19 protein-coding genes and 1 pseudogene are annotated in these 19,247 nt (G+C 71.1%); 11 read left to right on the forward strand and 9 right to left on the reverse strand.

Going from position 1 to position 19,247, the window contains the following annotated elements:
* Window positions 1-131: 131 nt before the first annotated feature.
* Both QRX60_RS18645 and QRX60_RS18650 read right to left on the reverse strand, forming a co-directional pair.
* Window positions 132-1,673 carry a peptide ABC transporter substrate-binding protein gene (locus tag QRX60_RS18645; protein WP_286002040.1) on the reverse strand — a complete coding sequence of 514 codons (1,542 nt, stop codon included), beginning with the start codon at window positions 1,671-1,673 and terminating at the stop codon, window positions 132-134.
* Window positions 1,674-1,851: 178 nt separating this feature from the next.
* Complete coding sequence (locus QRX60_RS18650; protein WP_286002041.1) at window positions 1,852-3,135, reverse strand: MFS transporter; 1,284 nt, start codon at window positions 3,133-3,135, stop codon at window positions 1,852-1,854.
* 70 nt (window positions 3,136-3,205) lie between these two features.
* On the opposite strand from QRX60_RS18650, the gene QRX60_RS18655 reads away from it, so the two are divergent.
* Complete coding sequence (locus QRX60_RS18655) at window positions 3,206-4,180, forward strand: GlxA family transcriptional regulator (protein ID WP_286002042.1); 975 nt, start codon at window positions 3,206-3,208, stop codon at window positions 4,178-4,180.
* Between the two features lie 49 nt (window positions 4,181-4,229).
* Here the strand turns inward: QRX60_RS18655 and QRX60_RS18660 are convergent, their stop codons facing one another.
* Complete coding sequence (locus QRX60_RS18660; protein WP_286002043.1) at window positions 4,230-5,459, reverse strand: cytochrome P450; 1,230 nt, start codon at window positions 5,457-5,459, stop codon at window positions 4,230-4,232.
* Window positions 5,460-5,518: 59 nt separating this feature from the next.
* On the opposite strand from QRX60_RS18660, the gene QRX60_RS18665 reads away from it, so the two are divergent.
* The 4 genes and pseudogenes from QRX60_RS18665 (at window position 5,519) to QRX60_RS18685 (ending at window position 8,859) form a co-directional block, all read left to right on the forward strand.
* Window positions 5,519-6,154 carry a TetR/AcrR family transcriptional regulator gene (locus tag QRX60_RS18665; protein ID WP_286002044.1) on the forward strand — a complete coding sequence of 212 codons (636 nt, stop codon included), beginning with the start codon at window positions 5,519-5,521 and terminating at the stop codon, window positions 6,152-6,154.
* A 192-nt stretch (window positions 6,155-6,346) separates the two neighbouring features.
* Complete coding sequence (locus tag QRX60_RS18670; RefSeq protein ID WP_286002045.1) at window positions 6,347-7,489, forward strand: thioester domain-containing protein; 1,143 nt, start codon at window positions 6,347-6,349, stop codon at window positions 7,487-7,489.
* A 323-nt stretch (window positions 7,490-7,812) separates the two neighbouring features.
* A pseudogene (locus tag QRX60_RS18680) lies at window positions 7,813-7,995 on the forward strand (carbohydrate-binding protein); the annotation flags it as partial.
* A 102-nt stretch (window positions 7,996-8,097) separates the two neighbouring features.
* Window positions 8,098-8,859: a thioesterase II family protein gene (locus QRX60_RS18685; RefSeq protein ID WP_286002046.1), complete on the forward strand. Its 762-nt coding sequence runs from the start codon at window positions 8,098-8,100 to the stop codon at window positions 8,857-8,859.
* Here the strand turns inward: QRX60_RS18685 and QRX60_RS18690 are convergent.
* From QRX60_RS18690 to QRX60_RS18700, 3 genes are all read right to left on the reverse strand, one after another.
* Entirely contained in the window at window positions 8,850-9,866 is a 1,017-nt protein-coding gene (locus QRX60_RS18690; protein ID WP_286003636.1) for a glycoside hydrolase family 19 protein, read from the reverse strand. The two genes, QRX60_RS18685 and QRX60_RS18690, sit on opposite strands and share 10 nt — an antisense overlap.
* A gap of 364 nt (window positions 9,867-10,230) precedes the next feature.
* Window positions 10,231-10,419, reverse strand: coding sequence for a hypothetical protein (locus QRX60_RS18695; RefSeq protein ID WP_286002047.1), 189 nt, complete (start codon window positions 10,417-10,419; stop codon window positions 10,231-10,233).
* Between the two features lie 45 nt (window positions 10,420-10,464).
* Complete coding sequence (locus tag QRX60_RS18700) at window positions 10,465-10,641, reverse strand: zf-HC2 domain-containing protein (protein ID WP_286002048.1); 177 nt, start codon at window positions 10,639-10,641, stop codon at window positions 10,465-10,467.
* Between the two features lie 320 nt (window positions 10,642-10,961).
* On the opposite strand from QRX60_RS18700, the gene QRX60_RS18705 reads away from it, so the two are divergent.
* A complete protein-coding gene (locus QRX60_RS18705; protein WP_286002049.1) occupies window positions 10,962-11,210 on the forward strand; it encodes a hypothetical protein in 249 nt (82 codons plus the stop codon).
* 414 nt (window positions 11,211-11,624) lie between these two features.
* Here the strand turns inward: QRX60_RS18705 and QRX60_RS18710 are convergent, their stop codons facing one another.
* The 3 genes from QRX60_RS18710 to QRX60_RS18720 are packed head-to-tail and all read right to left on the reverse strand — an operon-like array spanning window position 11,625 to window position 14,129.
* Complete coding sequence (locus QRX60_RS18710) at window positions 11,625-12,032, reverse strand: hypothetical protein (protein WP_286002050.1); 408 nt, start codon at window positions 12,030-12,032, stop codon at window positions 11,625-11,627.
* A complete protein-coding gene (locus QRX60_RS18715) occupies window positions 12,032-12,901 on the reverse strand; it encodes an oxidoreductase (RefSeq protein ID WP_286002051.1) in 870 nt (289 codons plus the stop codon). Before QRX60_RS18715 ends, QRX60_RS18710 begins: the two co-directional genes overlap by 1 nt.
* A gap of 46 nt (window positions 12,902-12,947) precedes the next feature.
* Entirely contained in the window at window positions 12,948-14,129 is a 1,182-nt protein-coding gene (locus QRX60_RS18720; protein WP_286002052.1) for a glycoside hydrolase family 3 N-terminal domain-containing protein, read from the reverse strand.
* Window positions 14,130-14,279: 150 nt separating this feature from the next.
* Between QRX60_RS18720 and QRX60_RS18725 the strand changes: the two genes are divergently transcribed.
* From QRX60_RS18725 to QRX60_RS18745, 5 genes are read left to right on the forward strand one after another with little or no spacing between them, the layout of a single operon-like run.
* Window positions 14,280-14,858: a helix-turn-helix transcriptional regulator gene (locus QRX60_RS18725; protein ID WP_286002053.1), complete on the forward strand. Its 579-nt coding sequence runs from the start codon at window positions 14,280-14,282 to the stop codon at window positions 14,856-14,858.
* A gap of 9 nt (window positions 14,859-14,867) precedes the next feature.
* The gene (locus QRX60_RS18730; protein WP_286002054.1) at window positions 14,868-16,124 is read left to right on the forward strand and encodes an ABC transporter substrate-binding protein; all 1,257 of its coding nucleotides are present in this window, start codon (window positions 14,868-14,870) and stop codon (window positions 16,122-16,124) included.
* 6 nt (window positions 16,125-16,130) lie between these two features.
* A complete protein-coding gene (locus tag QRX60_RS18735; RefSeq protein WP_286002055.1) occupies window positions 16,131-17,036 on the forward strand; it encodes a carbohydrate ABC transporter permease in 906 nt (301 codons plus the stop codon).
* Window positions 17,033-17,857: a carbohydrate ABC transporter permease gene (locus tag QRX60_RS18740; RefSeq protein WP_286002056.1), complete on the forward strand. Its 825-nt coding sequence runs from the start codon at window positions 17,033-17,035 to the stop codon at window positions 17,855-17,857. Before QRX60_RS18735 ends, QRX60_RS18740 begins: the two co-directional genes overlap by 4 nt.
* Window positions 17,854-19,230 (forward strand): GH1 family beta-glucosidase, encoded by a 1,377-nt coding sequence (locus tag QRX60_RS18745; protein WP_286002057.1) that lies wholly within the window; start codon window positions 17,854-17,856, stop codon window positions 19,228-19,230. The genes QRX60_RS18740 and QRX60_RS18745 overlap by 4 nt, the downstream gene beginning before the upstream one ends.
* Window positions 19,231-19,247: the final 17 nt, after the last annotated feature.

The following is a 19,247-nucleotide window of genomic DNA, read 5'->3' on the forward strand; positions in this document are numbered from 1 at the left end:
GGAATTCCGCGCGGCCGGCGTGGCGAACTCGTCTCGGCCGCGTCGAGCGCTCGGCGCCGGAAAACGCGAGTGGCTGGAAGCGGGGGACCACTTCCAGCCACTCACGACCCGCGTCGCCGCCCGTCCCCGGGTCAGTTCCCGGGTTCCGCCACGGTGACGCTGGTGATGTCCAGCTCGCGGAACGGGTTCGGCTGGACGTCGCGCATGCGGGTCGACCACGCCGACAGCGTGCTCTGGTACCAGATCGGGATGGTCGGCATGTCCTCCAGGATCGTGCGCTCCGCCTGCTGGTACAGCTTCCACGCCTGCTCCGCGTCGGGCGCGGTGTCGGCTGCGTGCAGCAGTTCGTCCACGTCGGGGTTGCTGTACTTGCCGACGTTGTCCGTGGCCCCGGTGCGGAACATGGGGCTGAGGAAGTTCTCGATGGACGGGTAGTCGGCGATCCAGCCCGACCGGAAGATCGCCGTGATCTCCTGGGTGTTGAGCTTGCGGCGGAGCTCGCCCAGGGTGGGGATCGCCACGAACCGGCAGGGGACGCCCAGCGTGCGGGACACCATCGCGCAGACCTCCTCCATCCAGGGCTGGTTGGGGGAGTCGACGTTGGACGTCAGCTGGATCTCGCCGGTGAAGCCGGTCTGCGCGAACAGCTCACGGGCCCGTTCGGGAGCGTAGGAGCACAGCTCGCCGCCCTGGTCGTCGGCGCGACCGCTGACCGCGGGCGGCACCAGGCCGTCGGCGGGCACCTGGTGTCCCTGGAAGATCTTGTCGACGAGGGCCTGGCGGTCGATGGACATGGAGATGGCCTGGCGCACGCGGCGGTCGGCGTACCGGGAGTCGTAGAGCGGGAAGGTCACCGTCTGGATGCCGAGGTACGTGCGGTCGTGCGTGCGGCCCGGCAGGTCGCGCTGGTAGCGGTTGTCCTCGAGCGCCCAGAACGGCGTGACGTCGAGGTAGTCCAGCCGGTCGGCCATGACGTCGTGGTAGGCGTCGGCGAGGTCCGCGTAGATGCGGAACTCGATCCCGCCGACGCGGGGCCGGTCGTCGCCGGCGTAGCCGTCGTAGCGCTCCACGAGGATGTGCTCCTCGCGTTTGCGCGAGACGAACCGGAACGGGCCGTTGCCGACCGGGTTCGCCTCGAACGCGGCCCGGTCGTCGAAGAAGGCGCGCGGAAGCGGGAAGAACGCGCAGCACCCCAGGGTGACCGGGAACTCCGAGAACGGCTCGGCGAGCGTGACCACGAACTCGTGGTCGTCCACGACGTGCAGCCCGCGCAGCCGGTCGACGGCCGAGCCGGGCGCGTTGACCTCGTCGAAGCCGTCGATGTGCGCCAGGAAGCTCGACGCCTGCATGCGGTTCGGGCCGTACGCCGTGTGGTTCCAGGCGTCGACGAAGCTGTGCGCGGTCACCGGGGAGCCGTCGTGGAACGTCCAGCCGCGCTTGAGCCGGATGGTGAACACCCGGGAGTCCTCGGTCTCGACCGACTCGGCGACCGCGTAGTGCGGGTGCGCGTCGATCGCGTCGTACCGCACGAGCCCGCGGAACAGCGCGGCCATGATCTTCGTGCCGCCCGACTCGGTCGTGTGGCCCGGGATCAGGGCGTTCTCCGGCTCGGTCCCGTGGTAGCTGATGATCGTGCTCGCCGCAGCAACCCTGTCGCCAGGGACCGCTGTCATTCCTGTGGGCACCGCTTCTCCTCCTGTTTCCGGGTCCGACAATCGGCCACCAGTCCAGCAGGAGGCGGGGTTGGCCACCATTGTCCGGGCCGTGGACAATCAATGCTCCGATCCCACGGGAAAGCCCGCCGCACGAAGGAATCGTGCGGCGGGCCGGGGGAGGGAGGGACGTTCGGGGTCAGGCGGCGCTGGGCAGCTCCGCCTCGGTGCGGTCGGCTTCGGGGGCCTTCTTCTTCCGGACCTGCATCGACAGCAGGGCCGCGGTGATGCTCAGCGCGCCGGCGACGTACCAGGCCACCGCGTAGTCGCCGAGGTTGTCCCGGACGACGCCCGCGACAGTGGAGGCGAAGGCGGCGCCGACCTGGTGACACGCGAAGACCCAGCCGAAGACGATCCCCGCGCTCATGCCGAAGTGCTCGCGGCACAGCGCGACCGTCGGCGGGACGGTGGCGATGAAGTCCATGCCGAACAGGATCACGAAGATGATCATCGGCCCGGTGACCGTCTGCCCGAAGATCGAGGGCAGGACGAGCAGCGAGATGCCGCGCAGGGTGTAGAAGACGGCGAGCAGGATCCGGGAGTCCATGCGGTCGGTCAGCCAACCGGACAGGAGGGTACCGACCAGGTCGAACACCCCGATGCCGGCCAGCAGGCTCGCCGCGGTGACCTGACCCATGCCGTGGTCGTGGGCCGCCGGGATGAAGTGCGTGTTGACGAGGCCGTTGGTGGTGGCGCCGCAGATCGCGAAGCCGACCGCCAGCAACCAGAACACCTTGCTGCGAGCCGCCTTCTTCAGGCTGTCGACGGCCAGCCGGGCGGCGCCGCCGCTGGGCGGCGGGACGGGCACGACCTCGTCGCCGCCGAACGGCGGGATCCCCAGGTCGGCCGGGTGCTCGCGGAAGAAGATCAGGATCATCGGGACGGTGGCGAGGGCGACGATGGCGACCGTCGTCGCCGCGGTGCGCCAGCCGCCCGCCGTCTGGGTCAGGGAGGCGACCAGCGGCAGGAAGATCAGCGAACCGGTCGAGCCGCCCGCCGACAGAAGGCCGGTCACCAGGCCCTGGCGTTTGACGAACCAGCGGTTGCCGAGTGTGGCCACGAAGCCGAGGGAGATCGAGCCCGCGCCCAGGCCGACGCAGACGCCCCACAGCAGCACGAGCTGCCAGGCGGCGCTCATGAAGATGGTCAGCCCGCTGCCCACGGCGATGAGCGTCATCGCGCCGGCCGTCACCTTGCGCATGCCGAAGCGCTCCATCAGCGCGGCGGCGAAGGGGGCGGTGACGCCGTAGAGCGCGAGGTTGACCGACATGGCGAACCCGATGGTTCCCCTCGACCAGCCGAACTCCGCCTGCAGCGGGTCCACCAGGGCGCCGGGCGTCGCCCGGAAACCGGCCGCACCCACCAGTGCGACGAAGCCGATGCCCGCGATCATCCAGGGCCACAGCTGCTTATTGCGACTCATGCCGTAAGCGTCGGGTACCGCGGGCGTCCCGGCCAGTGACCTGAAGGCCATCCTATGAAAGAATTCGGCCATGGCCGGGCCACATGAGATCGCGGTGCTCGCGTTGGACGAGGTGGTCGCCTTCGACCTGGGCGCGACGACCCAGATCTTCCACGCGGCGCGGGGGCACGGCGGCGAGCGACTGTACCGGGTGCGCATCTGCACACCCGGTGGACGACCGGTGCGGACGTCGTCGCAGTTCACGGTCACCCCCGACGACGGCTTGGAGCTGCTGGCCGAGGCCGACACGGTGCTGGTCGCCAGCGTCCACTACGAGTCGCCCGTGCTGACCGCCGGCAAGCTCGACGACACGGTGCAGGAGGCGTTGCGCGCGGCCGCGGACCGCGGCGCGCGGGTGATGTCGACGTGCACCGGCGCGTTCGTGCTCGCGTCGGCGGGCCTGCTCGACGGCCTGCGCGCGACGACCCACTGGGCGCACGCCGACCAGTTCCGGTCGCTCTTCCCCGACGTCGACCTCGACCCGGACGTGCTGTTCGTCGACGAGGGCGCCATCCTGACCTCGGCGGGCGTCGGCGCAGGCATCGACCTGTGCCTCCACGTGATCCGCGAAGACCACGGTTCGGCCGCGGCCACCATGGTCGCCCGCCTCTGCGTCGTGCCGCCGTGGCGCCCGGGAGGCCAGTCGCAGTACATCGTGCGCCCGGTTCCGGAGGCGACCGACACGTCCACCGCCGCGGTTCGCGCGTGGGCCCTGGAACGCCTCGACGAGCCCCTGGAGGTGGGGGTCCTGGCGGCGAGAGCGCGGATGAGCATCCGCACGTTCAGCCGCCGCTTCCGCGACGAGACGGGCATGAGCCCGGCCAAGTGGGTGTCGAAGGAGCGCGTGGAGCAGGCCCGTCACCTGCTGGAGACGACGGACCTGACGATCGAGCAGGTCGCGCGGCACGCGGGCTTCGGCACGAGCACGGCACTGCGCCAGCAGTTGAGCGCTACCCTCGGCGTCACCCCGACCACCTACCGCGCGACCTTCCGCTCAGCGGGCTGACGAACATCGAGGACCGCGTTCCGCCGATGCCCCCGCCGTTCGGGGCGGGTCAGGCGTGCACCGTCACCGGGAACTTCGCCGGTCCGCGCAGGTTGATGCGGCCGTTCCACTCGAGCTCGCCCGCGAAGCCCAGCCCCGGGAACCGCTCCACCAGGCGGCTCACCGCCACCTGACCCTCCAGCCGGGCCAACGCCGCACCGAGGCAGTGGTGCGGACCGGCCCCGAACGACACCTGGTGCCGCGCCTCCGCCCGGTCCAGGCGCAACTCCGCGGCGTCCGGGCCGAAGAACCGCTCGTCGCGGTTCGCTGAGCCCAGGCACGCCAGCACGAACGTTCCCGCCGGGATCTCCTTGCCCGCCACCGTGTGCGGGGACGTCGTGATCCGCCGGGTCTGCTGGACCGGGGAGTCGTAGCGCAGGAACTCCTCCACCGCGTTCGGCGCCAGATCCGGCCGGTCGCGCAGCAGAGCTTGTTGCGATGGGTTGCGCAGCAACGCGTTCACGCCGTTCGCGATCAGGTTGACCGTGGTCTCGTGGCCCGCCACGTACAGCAGGACCACCTGGGCCACCAGCTCGTCGCCGTCCAGGACCTGGCCGTCGTGCTCGGCCTGGATCAACGCCGTCAGCAGGTCGTCCGCCGGGTGGTCGCGCTTCCACGCGATCACTTCGCGGGTGATCCCGCTCAGCTCCGCGTCCGCTGCCGTGATCGCGCGGGCCGTCTCCTCGTCGGCGACGATCTCCAGCGAGCGCACCAGGGTTCCGCTCAGCTCGCGGATGCGGGAATGGTCCGTCGGGGGCATGCCCAGCATCTCGGAGATCACCGCGAACGGGAGCGGGAACGCCAGCTCCTCGACCAGGTCCGCGTCGCCCTTCTCGGCCATGCGGTCCAGCGCGGAGTCCACCAGACCGACGATCTTCGGCTCCAGCGCCGCGATCGCGCGGCGGGTGAACACCTTCGTCACCAGCGACCGCAGCCGCGTGTGGTCGGGTGGGTCGCGGTCGAGCATCGAGAGGTTCAGCGCGCCCGGATCGGCGTCCGGGGTGAGCGCGGCGGCCTGGTCGAGCAGCGGCCCGGGCGCCAGGTTCCCGACCTCCACCGAGAGCCCGGCCTTCAGCAGCGCCGAGACGTCTTCGTAGCGCGAGACGAACCAGAACCCCAGCGGGTGGTCCTGCACCGGGTCTTCGTCGCGCAGCACCTTGTACTGCTCGTACGGGTTTTCGAAGAAGCCGGGCGCGAACGGGTTGAACAGGGCTTCGTCCGGCTCGATCAGATCGGTCATCGCAACCCCCAGATGCACTGTGTCGGTGACATACGCAGTGTATGTCCTATGCTTTGCGCATGTCGACTGTCAAGAGCCGGCGGGAGCAGTACTCCGAGGCCACCCGGGCCGCCCTGCTGACGGCGGCCACCCGCCGGTTCGCCGAGCACGGCTTCGCCGGGACGGCGCTGGAGGACATCGCCGGCGACATCCAGGCCACGCGCGGCGCGATCTACCACCACTTCGCCAGCAAGACGGCGTTGTTCGAGGCGGTCTTCGAGCAGCTCGAGACCGAGGCGATGGAGCTGTCCGCGAGCGCGGCGGCGCGGGCGGCGACCCCCTGGGCGGCGGCGTTCGCGGCCCTCGACGTGTTCCTCGACCGCTGCTGCGACCCGGTGTACGGCAAGCTCGTCTGGCGGGAGGCGCCGCTCGCCCTCGGCTGGCTGCGCTGGCAGGCCGCCGAGGAGCAGTACGCCTACGGGCTCGTCGAGCAGCTCATCAAGGCACTGGTGGACGGCGGCGACATCGACGACCAGCCGCTCGAGACCACGACGCGGCTGGTCTTCGGCATGCTCGGCACGGCGGGGATGGCGCTGGCCGAGGCGTCCGATGTGGACAAGCCCCGGCTGAAGGCGGAGTACGCCGCCGTCATCGGGCGGATGGCCTCCGGGTTGCGTCCGGTGGGCGGCGAAGTGGGCGCTGTTTTTAAATCGTGACCTAGCCCTTTTGGGCGGCCGATTTATACGATTTTTCAAACCTTTCGAGTTAATGGGGACACCCTGTGTAGACGCTGTGGGGTCCGTGTAAGCTCCGGTCTCGCTTGACCGGGTGATCGCTCACCCGAATCAGTGGCCGCCGATCGGGGCGCGCGGCCCTGCCGTCGCGGTTCGGGCTCGGATAGGAGATTTATGCAGGTCAGGTCCACTCTCGTGCGTGGCGGGATCGCGGCTGTCGCCGCGGCCGCCGCGGTCATGATCGGTTCTCCGGCCGCGCTGGCCGACGACGGTGCCGCGCGCGGCCGCGTCGACGCGCACGGCGGAACGGTCGGTTACCGGCTCAACCTCGGCAAGGGCGGCGACTACATCGCCGAACTGTTCGACATGAAGCTCTCGAACGGCAGCACGCTCAAGCTCTACTGCGTGCAGATCACCGTCGGCCTGCGCACCGACGTCGACATGGTCGAGCGGCCGTGGAACAAGTACCCCGCCGAGGGCCCGTTCAAGGCGAACAGCGCGAAGATCAACTGGGTGCTGCACAACGGCTACCCGGGCACCGGCCTCGACGCGCTGGGCAAGGCGCTGAAGAAGCAGGGTGTCGAGGTGCACGACGGCGTCTCCGAGCGCGAGGCCATCGCCGCGACGCAGGCCGCCGTGTGGCACTTCAGCGACGGCGTGAACCTGGACGCCACCAAGCCGCTGGCCGAGGAGAACTCGGCCGACGCCAACGCCGACGTCGCCGCGCTCTACGCCTACTTCACCGGTGACCAGAACAAGGGCATCGGCGAGCAGCCGAAGCCGACGCTGAACATCGCCGCGGACAAGACCGAGGGCACGGCCGGCGGCAAGATCGGCCCGTACAGCGTCGCCACCAGCGGGGACATCACCTCGCTGACCAGCCAGCTGCCCGAGGGCGTCAAGATCACCGACGCCGACGGCAAGGAGCTGAAGGGCTCGGACGTCAAGGACGGCAGCAAGCTGTACGTCGACGTCCCGGCGGGCACGAAGCCGGGCAAGGGCGCCTTCACCCTCAAGGCCAGCGGTGAGCTGGACACCGGCCGCCTGTTCGTCGCCGAGAACTACGCGAAGCAGCCGGCGCAGTCGCTGATCGTCGCCGACTCGGAGAAGACCGAGGTGACCGCGAACGCGGCCGCCAGCTGGACCGAGGCCGGTGCCCCGACCACCGCGCCGAGCACCCCGGCCGGCTCGAACGGCGGGGGCGGCGAGCTCGCCAACACCGGTGTCGACGCCGCGGTTCCGTTCACCGTCGGTGGCCTGCTGCTCGGTGGCGGCGCGCTGATGCTGCTGGTGAACCGGCGTCGCAGCCGCGCGTAAGCAGCGCTAAGCAGTACCCGGGAACGGGGCCGGTCCGCTGTGGACCGGCCCCGTTTTCGTGCGCAGGGGGAACCGACCTTCGGAGTGCGCTCATCGGGGGCAGCAGCGGCGAATCGCTCGTGAATTGGTCTGGATTTTTTGGCCGGACGTCGAAGGGACGAGACCCATGCGCGGTACGACCGTTCCGCCCGGGACGCCCTGCCCCACCCCGCGGGCGGGGGAGCTGCCGATGCACCGGCTGGAGGTGCCGGCCCCGCCCGCGCCGCCGTTCGCCGTCGGCACGTTCGACGAGATCGGGCCGCTGTCGCGGGCGGAGTTCCCGCACCGGCACACCTTCCACGCCCACCTCCCCGCCGCCCGGGGGCACCACCTGGGCGGCGGGCACGAGTTACGCGGCGGGTGCCCGCGTCACCTACGGCGGCCGGGCCTACTTGTGCCTGCAGGGGCACACCGCCCAGCCGGGCTGGGAGCACCCGGCCGTCCCCGCGCTGTGGCGGGCGGAGTGACCCCCTGAAGAGGGAGGGACGGGTGGGCCCGGGCGCCGGGACCGCCCGGTTTCCGCACGACAGGCGTCGACCGGGCCCGGCCGGCCTGGGAGATTCGCCGGTATGACGGATTCGAAACCGTGGTTCCGGCGCTTCCACCCGGCCACGCCCGGCGCGCCGCGGCTCGTGTGCTTCCCGCACGCCGGCGGGACGGCGAGCTGCTTCCACCCGCTCTCGGCCACGCTGGCCCCCGGGGTCGACGTGCTGGCCGTGCAGTACCCGGGCCGGCAGGACCGGCACCGCGAACCCCTGGTCGACGACCTGTTCCTGCTCGCGGACCGGCTGGCGGACGTGCTCGCCGCCGAGGCCGCCGGGCCGATGGCGTTCTTCGGCCACAGCATGGGCGCCACCCTGGCCTTCGAGGTCGCGCGGCGGCTCGGACCCGGGCTGCTCGGCCTGTTCGTGTCCGGGCGCCGCGCACCGTCGGAGTTCCGTGGGGGCCCGGTCCCCGAGCGGAGTGACGACGAGCTGCTCGCCGACGTGCGGCGGATCGGCGGCACCGACCCCCGCGTGCTGGCGCACCCCGAGCTCCTGCCCACGGTGCTGCCGGTGCTGCGGAACGACTTCAAGGCCGCGGCGACCTACTACTACCGGCCGGGGGCCGACGTCGGGTGCCCGGTCCTGGCGCTGTTCGGCGACAGTGACCCGAAGGTCACCGAGGAGGAGGCACGGCGGTGGGCGGCGCACACGTCCGGGTGCTTCGAGCTGAAGTCGTTCCCGGGCGGCCACTTCTACCTGAACGACAACCTCGGGGAGGTGGGCGGCCTGCTCGGCGAGCGGCTCACCCGGTGGACGGGTGAGCCGCTCGCTTCAGGTCAGCAGTAGAGGTTGGCGCCGGGGTCGACGCCGAGGACGGACGTGATCTGGCGGTACTTCGAGACCCGGCTCTCGACCTGGGCGGGGTTGCCGCCGTTGCACTCGATCGAGCCGTTGATGCTGCGGATGGTTTCGCCGAAGCCGCGCTGGTTGACCATCGCGTCGTGCGGGGTCATCGTGCCGGGGCCGCTCTGGGTGTTCCAGTACCAGAGGCCGGTCTTCCAGGCGACGGCCGCGTTCTGCTCGACCTGCCAGGGGTTGCCGAGCAGGTCGATGCCGAGGGCGTCGCCGGCGGCCTTGTAGTTGAAGTTCCAGCTCAGCTGGATCGGGCCGCGGCCGTAGTAGGCGGCCTGGCCGGCGGGGCAGCCGTAGGGCTGGCCGTAGTCGCAGTAGTGCGGGTAGTTGGCCGTGTTCTGCTCGACGATGTAGACGAGCCCGCCGGTTTCGTGGTCGACGTTCGCGAGGAACGCCGCGGCTTCCTGCTTCTTCACCGTGTCGCTGCCGGTGCCGGCGAAGCCGGGGTAAGCCGACAGGGCCGCGGTCAGGCCGCTGTAGGTGTAGAAGCTGTTGCGGCCCGGGAAGATCTGGTTGAACTGGGCTTCGCTGACGACGAACGCGCCCGGGTTGCCCGGGTCGGTGCCGCCGCCGCAGGAGTAGGGCTCCCAGTACCAGGTGCTGATGATCGGGTCGTAGCCCGGGTTGGCGTTCTTGGCGCGGTAGTAGCCGCCGTTGGTGTAGCGCACGATCGCACCGACGTCGTACCACTGCCCCGCCACCCAGTTCGGGTAGCTGCAGGTGGTCCCGCCGCCGCCGTCACAGCTGTAGGGCTCCCAGTACCAGGTGCTGATGATCGGGTCGTAGCCCGGGTTGGCGTTCTTGGCGCGGTAGTAGCCGCCGTTGGTGTAGCGCACGATCGCGCCCACGTCGTACCACTGGCCCGCGACCCAGTTCGGCGCACTGCAGGCGGCGGCCGCGGCCTGCGGGGCCTGGCCGGTGGCGGCGGGTACGCCGAGCACGAGCCCGGCGACGGCGGCGAATGCTGACAGGACCGCGACAAGGCGTCTTCTCAAGACTGGCTCACTCCTTCGGCCACGACGGAGTCCGGACGCGGGGGCGCCCGGTGTCGGAGGGGGTGTGCTCATCCGGCCGAGACGAGGGTGACACCGGTCACTAGAGCAGATTGGTCTAGTCCAGTCAAGGAACCGGGTGAACCGGGCAAGGGGTGTGCGCGAACGACTCCCGAGGTGAACCGCCGGGGAGCGGGTTCGGCCGTGGAGCCGCGGGAATCCGGCGCGGCGGGCCGCCCGGCGCTCGGGCGGGCCGCATCCGCCGAATGCCGGGTTCCGGACGCCGGGTCCGCGTGAACGTCCGGCGCCGACGTCAGCCGGCCGTCACGCGGCCGGTTCCGCAGCCGAGATCGGCGACCGGGCCGTCCCCGCGGACGAGGTCCGCGAACGCCGTGAGCAGCGCGCGGTCCTGGACGTCCTCCGCGATGGGGGACGCGAGCCGGCCGTAGCTCTCGGCGACGATCGAATAGGTGTGGCGGGTGGTGGTCAGGAAGTCGGTCACGGCGCGCACGGTACCGGCGGGCACCGACACTTTCCGCGTACCGTCCTAAGTAGACTCGGCGCGGCCGAGGTGGTCGAGCATCGAGCGGACGGCTTCGAACTCCCGGGCCTCCTGGCGGCAGTCCGGGCACGCCGAAAGGTGCCGCTCCACCCGCGCCGTCTCGGCGGCGTCGAGCAACCCCAGGCTGTACGCCCCGAGGTCGGTCCGGTCGTACCGGGCCATGGATCGCGTCTCCGTTTCCGCGTCCCGCAAGGGAACGCCCGCACTACCGGACGTCTCCAGAGTCCAGACGCGGACGCGGCACCGGCACTGTTCTCCGGTTTTCCACCCGATCGGCCGACAACTTGGGGCGGCGAACAGCCCATGTGAGTGACACGGGGTCGTCACGGTACTCACCGGTCCGGACACGGAAAGCATTTCTGCCAGGAATTTCCGCGATTCGGCGTCATGGCTCGCGGGTGGGCTCGTCCGACCTGCGTCGGGCTGGGATTTCCCGGCTTCGACCTGGGCGAAGGCGATCCGAAAAGAGGAGAGCGAGAGCGATGACCGTACGGAGCCACCGGGCGCACGACGTCGTCGAAGAAGTAGGGGTGTGGCTGGCGGGGGAGTTCGTGGGACGGCTCCCCGCCGCCGAGATCGACCGCGTCGTCAAGGTGACGCGGCTCGACCTCGAAAGCAGCATCGCACCGGAGGAGCTCGGGGAGATGCTCCACCGGCTGGGCCGGGCCCGGCTGCAGCGGATCGCGCAGCTGTCCCCGCCCGCGAAGGTGCGGATCCCCCAGGCGCGCTGATCCGCCGCTTTCCCGGGAAGGCTCAGCGGGAGGCGGCCGCTTTGATCGTCCGGAGGACCGGTGCCGTCTCCAGGGTGCGGATCGCGTCGAACGCTCCCAGCCGGTGGGTCGGGTAGTGGTGCAGTGCCGCCGCGTCCGGGCAGAGCGCGTGCGCGACCGGGTTGGCCGGCCGGTCGTCGCCGCGACGAGACCCACCCGGAGCAGCGCGTGGGTCGTCGCGCCCAGCGCGGTCGTGTCGACCTCCAGGTCGAAGAAGACCGTGCCGCCGGCCTGGAGGTCGGTCAGCCGGCGCGCGACGGTCGCCGCGGACCAGCCGGTGGCTCGGCGGGCTCTACCTGGCCGACGGCACGGCGACCACGGCGCTCGGCGTCGCCGCCGGGCTGACCGTGGCCACCGCGATCGCGGTCGTGCCGATCAGTAGTCGTCGCGGCCGGTGAACTGCTGCTCCAGCAGCTCGGCCGCGCCGGCCACCAGCTCCAGCGGGTCGATGAACTCGTTGATGTCGAGGTTGATCAGCGGCAGCGAGTGGCGCAGCACGAGGTGATCGCCCATCACCGCGAGCCCGCCCACGACGGTCGAGTTGCCCACCTCGGTCAGCACCTCGAGGAGGTCGACCTCGTCGTGGCGGGCGAACGGCGTCGCGATCTGGACCCAGTCCTCGCGCTGGTCGAGGATCTCCCGCGCGATCACCATGATCTGGGCCCGCTGCTCGGTGTCGGGGTCGTCGCCGAAGAGCAGCCGGATGCGGATCTCGTCGGGATCGTCGCGCACCACCCGGTATTCCTGCCTGATGTAAGTGACGAGATCGCCCCACTCGGCCATCAGGCGGCCCCGATCCGGTCGAGGTCGGCCAGGACGTCGGCCGGCAGTTCGAGCGATGCCGCGGCGAGGTTCTCGCGCAGGTGCTCGAGCGACGACGTCCCGGGGATGAGCAGCATCGACGACGACCGCTGCAGCAGCCAGGCCAGCGCGACCTGCATCGGCGTCGCGCCGACGCGGGCGGCGCAGTCGTCGAGGATGTCCGACTGCAACGGGCTGAAGCCGCCGAGCGGGAAGTACGGCACGAAGGCGATGCCCTCGGCGGCGCACTTGTCGACGAGGTCGTCGTTTTCGCGGTGCGCCAGGTTGTACTGGTTCTGCACGCAGACGACGGGCGCGATCGCCTTGGCCTCGTCGAGCTGCTCCGCGGTGACGTGGCTGACGCCGAGGTGCTTGATCAGGCCCTGCTGCCGCAGCTCGGCGAGCACGCCGAAGGGCTCGGCGAGCGACATCCGCACCGGGTAGTCGCCGGCGGCGTTGCCCAGGCGCAGGTTCACCACGTCGAGGGCGTCGACGCCGAGGCTCCGGAGGTTGTCGTGCACGGCCCGGGTCAGCTCGTCGGCGGACAACGCGGGCGGCCACGCCTTGTCGGGCGTCCGCCGCGCACCGACCTTCGTCACGATCGTCAGCGACTCCGGGTACGGGTGGAGGGCCTCCTTGAGCACCGCGTTCACGGTGTGCGGCCCGTAGTAGTCGCTGGTGTCGATGTGGGTGACGCCGCTTTCGACGGCTTCGCGCAGCACGGCGACCGCGGTGTCGTGGTCACGCGGCGGTCCCCAGACACCGGGGCCGGCCAGCTGCATGGCCCCGTACCCCATCCGGGTCACGGGGACTTCCCCGCCGAGGCTGAAAGTGCCGCCCAGGTTTGCCATTCCGCTCCTCAGGTAGGTGGCGTTCCGCCGAGGAGTCTAGGGACGATCAGCTGCACGCGCCCTTGCCGCGCAGCACGCGCGTCACCGACTCCTGCACCCGCGCCTTGGGCAGTTCGCCGGACCCGACGGCCTGCACCAGCCGGTTCAGCACCTCGTCCACGCGGCCCCCGGACGACCACAACGCCTCGTCCGCGCCGGCCTGCAGCGCCTTCAGCACGGCGTCCGGCAGCGAGTACTGCGCCGTGATCGCCTTCATCGCGCCGAGGTCGTCGGTCAGGACCAGGCCGGTGAACCCGAACTCGGTCCGCAGCAGCCGGTACGCGGCCGGCGAGATCGACGCCGGGACGCCGCCGGTCAGATCGGGCACGTCGAGGTGGCCGACCATGACCGCGACCGGGCCGTAGTCCGCGAGGTTCCGGTACGGCACCAGGTCCACCGCCCGCAGCTGCGCGAGCGGCGGCGTCACGACCGTGCCCTTGTGCGAGTCGCCCGAGCCGTGGCCGTGGCCCGGGAAGTGCTTCAGCACCGGCTGGACCCCGCCGTCGCGCAGGCCCGCCGCGAACGCCGCGGCATACGTCTTCACGCGGTTCGGGTCGGGGCTGAAGGACCGGTCGCCGATGACGTCGTCGTCCGGGGCGTCGGTGACGTCGGTGTCCGGCGCGAAGTCGACCGTCACGCCGCGGGCGCGCAGCCGGCGGCCGCGGTCGGCGGCCAGCGCGCGGACCTCGGCCGGGGACTTCGTCGCTGCCATCTCGCGGGCCGAGGGGATCTCGCCGTCGAGGTCGTCGATGCGCTGGACGCGGCCGCCCTCTTCGTCGACCGACACCGCCACCGGCAGCTTGGCCGCGGCCTGGACGGCGTCCAGGGAACGATCTTTCAACAACGCTGTTGCGTTACCGCCGATGAAGATCCCGCCGACCTGGTTGTCGCGCACCACCGACACCGCGGCGCCCGGGTTGTCGCCGGACACCCCGACGACGACGAGCTGCGCGACCTGGCCGCGGACGTCGAGGCCGTCGACCAGCGACGCGCAGTCACCGGGCCGCTTCAGGGCCGATGTCGGAGCAGGGGAAGCCGGGGCGGCCGTCCGGGAAGAAGACGGGGGCGGAACCGGCGACCGCGGGATCGCCAGCCCGGACACGGTCTCCGACTGACAACCCGTGACCAGGGAACTCACGACAGCGATGCAGAGCGCCACCCCCAAGGCGGCCGGACGTCGGTGGCTCATCGGTCCCTTCACTGGTCGGCGTGCCCCACGACGGTAGTCGACGGCCCGGCTTCACGATGTGAAGAAGGCCTGCACCCCGGTTAGAGAATTCGTGAAGGCGGCCTCAGCAGACTGGCACCACCAGGACACGGACAGTGCGGAGGGGTCTTGATGGACCAGGTGCGAGTGGCGGCGTGGGCGTCGGACCCGATCGCGCTCACGGGGCTGATCAACCACCTGAAGTCCCGGCCGGAGCTGCTGGTCGTGCCGCGTGCCCGGCGGGGCGAGGCGGCCGTGCTCGTGTTCGCCGTGGGGCAGGTCGACCGCGAGGTGATCGCCGCGCTGCGGGCCGCCTCCGCCGAGTCGCCGGCCGCGATCGTGCTGGTCGCCGGGCACGTCGACCCCGGGCACCTCGGCCTGCTCGCCGACTGCCACGTCTCCGCCGTGCTGCCGCGGACCGCGCTCGACCGGCTCACCGGCAGCGTGCTGGCCGCCGCGCGGGGGCGCACCGCGCCGCTGCGCGACCAGCTCGAGGCCCTCGCTCACGAGGGCACCACGGCGGCGCTCACGCCGCGCGAGGTGGATGTGCTTCGCCTGATGGCCGAAGGCTGGGACACTGCCGAGATCGCGGGCAAGCTCTGCTACTCGGAGCGGACCGTGAAGAACGTCATCTACGCCATGACCAACCGGCTCAACCTGCGCAACCGGCCGCACGCGGTCGCCTACGCCGTGCGGGCCGGTGTGATCTGAGGAAGCCCGTTGCGCACGATCGTCCGCCGGACCGCCGTCGCGGTCGCCGCGTTGATCCCGCTCGCCGCCTGCAGCCCGGGTGACGCCGGCGGCCCGACGAAGCTCACCATCGCGACCTTCGGCGAATTCGGCTACGCACCCCTGATCGCGGAGTACCAGAAGCTGCATCCGGAGATCACGGTGCAGAACCGCGTCACCGACTTCGACACGCACCACAAGGGCCTCGCGACGCAGCTCGCCACCGGCCACGGCGCCGCCGACGTCGTCGCGATCGAAGAGCAGTACATCCCGCAGTACCGGAAGGCGAAGGACAAGTTCGTCGACCTGGCCGGCTACGGCGCGCGGGACCTCGAGAAGCAGTGGGCGCCCTGGAAGTGGGCGCAGGGCACGGACGGCGCGTTCGTCCTCGGCCTCGGCACCGACATGGGCAGCCTCGCCCTCTGCTACCGGCGTGACCTGTTCCAGGCCGCGGGCCTGCCGACCGACCGCGACGAGGTCGCGAAGCTGATGCCGGACTGGGACGCCTACGCGGCCACCGCCCAGCGGTTCACCGAGAAGACGCCGGACGTGAAGTTCGCGGACTCGGCCGGGACCGTCTACACGGCGATGCTCAACCAGTCGGCCGAGAACTACTTCTCGGCCGAGGACGACTCCTTCATCGGCGACCGCAACCCCAGCGTCCGCACCGCGTTCTACCTCTCCGGCGGCATCGCCGCGAAGGGGCAGACGGCCGCCGCGACCACGTTCACGCAGGCCTGGAACGTCGCGATCAAGCAGGGCTCCTTCGCGACCGTCGCCTGCCCGGCGTGGATGCTCAGCCAGATCAAGGAAGCCGGCGGCGACGGCAACAAGGGCAAGTGGGACGTCACGACCGTGCCGGGCAAGAGCGGCAACCAGGGTGGCTCGTTCCTGACCGTGCCGAAGCAGAGCGAGCACCCGAAGGAGGCGTACGAGCTCGCGCGCTGGCTGACCGCGCCGGAGCAGCAGAAGAAGCTCTTCCTCTCCGACGGCATCCTGCCCAGCGAGCCGTCGGTCTACGCGGACCCGCAGGTCGTCGCGCACACCGACCCGTACTTCGGGGACGCGCCGATCGGCCGGATCTTCGCCGCGTCCGCCGACCGGCTGCGGCCCAACTACCGCGGCCTGCGCGACGCCGACGTCCGGCCCGAGTTCGGCCGCGCCCTCGGCCGGATCGAGGACAAGACCGACGGTGTCGACCAGGCCTGGGCGGAAGCCGTCCAGCAGGCGCAAGCCGCGCTGAAGTAGCCGCGCGTGCAGCACCGGCTCGCCCGTTTCGACCGCAAGGCCACGCCGCTGCTGTTCGTCGCGCCCTTCTTCGGCCTGTTCGTCGTCTTCGGCGCCTTCCCACTGCTCTACACGGCGTGGGTGTCGCTGCGCGACTGGAACCTCCTCGAAGGCGACCAGGGTTACCTCGGCCTGGCGAACTACGGCGAGCTGCTCGCGGACCCGAACTTCTACAACGCGCTCGCCAACACCGTCGGCATCTTCGTGCTCGCCGCGGTCCCGGAGTTCCTGCTGGCGCTGGGCATCGCGGCGCTGCTCGACCGCCCGCTGCGGGGCGCGACCTGGTGGCGCACCGGGATCCTGCTGCCGAACGTCGTGTCCGTCGTCGCGATCGGGCTGGTGTTCGGGCAGCTGTTCAGCCGCGACTACGGCGTCGTCAACGAGGTTCTCGGCTGGTTCGGCGTCGCGCCGGTCACCTGGCAGGCGAGGAGCTGGACCTCGCACCTCGCGGTGGCGTCGATGGTGCTCTGGCGCTGGACCGGCTACAACGCGCTGATCTACCTGGCCGCGATGCAGGCCGTCCCCGGCGACCTCTACGAAGCCGCCGCGCTGGACGGCGCCTCGCGCTGGCGGACGTTCTGGTCGATCACCGTGCCGGGCATCCGGCCCGCGCTGGCCTTCACCGCCATCGCCGGCACGGTCAACGGCCTGCAGCTGTTCGCCGAACCGCAGCTGTTCGACGCCGGCGGGTCGGGCGGGACCGGCGGCAACGACCGCCAGTTCCAGACGCTGGTGATGTACCTGTACGAGAAGGGCTTCACGCACTTCGACGCGGGCTACGCGGCCGCGCTGACCTGGGTGATGTTCGTGATCTGCGCGCTGTTCGCGCTGGTCAACTACCGGCTGGTGCGCCGGTTCGTGAGGTCGGCGTGACCGCGCGGCGCCGTCCGGGCGGCTGGGTCTACGCGGTGCTGGTGGGCGTGCTCGGCGCGTCGGTGTTCCCGCTGTACTGGTCGTTCGTCGTGTCCACCCGCGACAACGCGGCGATCGGCGAGACGTCACCCTTGCTGCTGCCGGGCGGGCACCTCGTCGAGAACGTGCGCCGCGTCTTCGACACCGTCGACTTCTGGCTCGCCCTGGGCAACTCGCTGATCGTCGCGGGCACGGTCATGGTGTCCAACGTCGTGCTGGCCAGCCTGGCCGGGTTCGCCTTCGCGCGGCTGCGCTTCCGGGGCCGCAACACGCTGTTCCTGCTGGTCGTCGGCTCGGCGATGGTGCCGGCGCAGCTCGGCGTCATCCCGCTCTACCTCGTGGTCGGCGAACTCGGCTGGTACGGGCGGCTGGAAGCGGTGATCGTGCCCGGGCTGCTCAGCGCGTTCAGCGTGTTCTGGATGCGCCAGGCGTGCGAGAACGCGATCAGCGCCGAACTCGTCGACGCGGCGACCGTCGACGGCTGCTCGATCCTGCGCACCTACTGGCACGTGGCGGTGCCCGCGCTGCGCCCGGCGGCCGCGGTGCTGGCGATGCTCACGTTCATGGCCGCGTGGAACGACTACTTCTGGCCGCTGGTGGTACTCGACCCGAACGAAACACCGACCGTGCAGGTCGCGCTGTCGCAGCTGGCGAGTGGCTACTACACCGACTACGCGCTCATGCTCACCGGGGCGACCGTGGGCGTCCTGCCCGTGATCGCGTTGTTCCTGCTGCTGGGCCGCCACATCGTCCGGGGGATCCTGAAAGGGGCGCCAGTATGACCGAGCTTTCCTTCCCGCCGGGGTTCCTGTGGGGCGCGGCGACCGCGTCCTACCAGGTCGAAGGCGGGATCGCCGAGGGCGGCCGCGGACCGTCCATCTGGGACACGTTCGCGGCTCGGCCGGGTGCGGTCCTCGACGGCGCGTCCGGTGAGGTCGCGTGCGACCACTACCACCGGTACGCCTCGGACATCGGCCTGCTGGCGGATCTGGGGCTGGGCGCGTACCGGTTTTCGGTGGCGTGGCCTCGGGTCATGCCGGACGGGCGGACGACGTCGGCTCCGGGCCTGGCGTTCTACGACCGGCTGGTGGACGAGCTGCTGCGCCGCGACGTCGTGCCGGTGCTGACGCTGTACCACTGGGACCTGCCGCAGGCCCTGGAGGACGCGGGCGGCTGGCCGTCGCGCGACACGGCGTACCGGTTCGCCGAGTACGCCGCGGTGGTCCACGACGCGCTGGGCGACCGCGTCAACCAGTGGACGACGGTCAACGAGCCGTTCTGCGCGGCGTTCCTGGGGTACGGCAGCGGGGTGCACGCGCCGGGCGTCCAGGACTACGACACGGCGCTGGTCGCGGCGCACCACCTGCTGCTGGGCCACGGGCTGGCGACGCGGGCGCTGACCGAGCAGGCGCGGCCGGGACACGAGTTCTCGCTGGCGTTGAACTTCGCGCCCGCCATCCCGGACGGCTCGTCGCCGGCGCACGTCGAGGCGGCGCGGAAGTTCGACGGGATCCACAACCGGTTCTTCCTCGACCCGGTGCTGGGGCGCGGCTACCCGACGGACGTGCTTGCCGATGTGGCTCATCACGGCGGCCGGTTCGCGGCGTCGGTGCGCGACGGCGACACGGACACCATCGCGGCGGCGATCGACTGGCTGGGCGTGAACTACTACGCGCCCGCGCGGGTGACGCCGCTGGACGACCCGCTGGTGCACGGCAACTGCCCGCTGCCGGGACTGCGGGGCCTGGACGTGCTGCCGGCTCCGCCGCCGCTGACGGCCTTCGGCTGGGAGCAGGCGCCCGCTGTCTTCACCGACCTGCTGGGCTGGATCTCGGCGCGGTCCGGCGGGTTGCCCATGGTCGTGGCGGAAAACGGCGCGTCGTTCGCGGACAAGGTGACGTCCGGCCGGGTGCACGACGCGGCCCGGGTGAACTACTTCCTCGAGCACGTCCGCGCCGTGCACGACGCGATCCGTCTCGGCGCCGACGTGCGCGGGTACTTCGCGTGGTCGCTGCTGGACAACTTCGAGTGGGCGATGGGGTATTCGCAGCGCTTCGGCCTGGTGCACGTCGACTTCGAAACGCAGGTCCGGACGGTCAAGGACTCGGGCCGGTTCCTGGGCCGGGTCGCGAAAGCCAACGCGCTGACGGAGTAGCCGTGTCGACCCCCGAA

This window comes from Amycolatopsis mongoliensis (genome assembly GCF_030285665.1).
Classification (GTDB): Bacteria; Actinomycetota; Actinomycetes; order Mycobacteriales; family Pseudonocardiaceae; genus Amycolatopsis; species Amycolatopsis mongoliensis.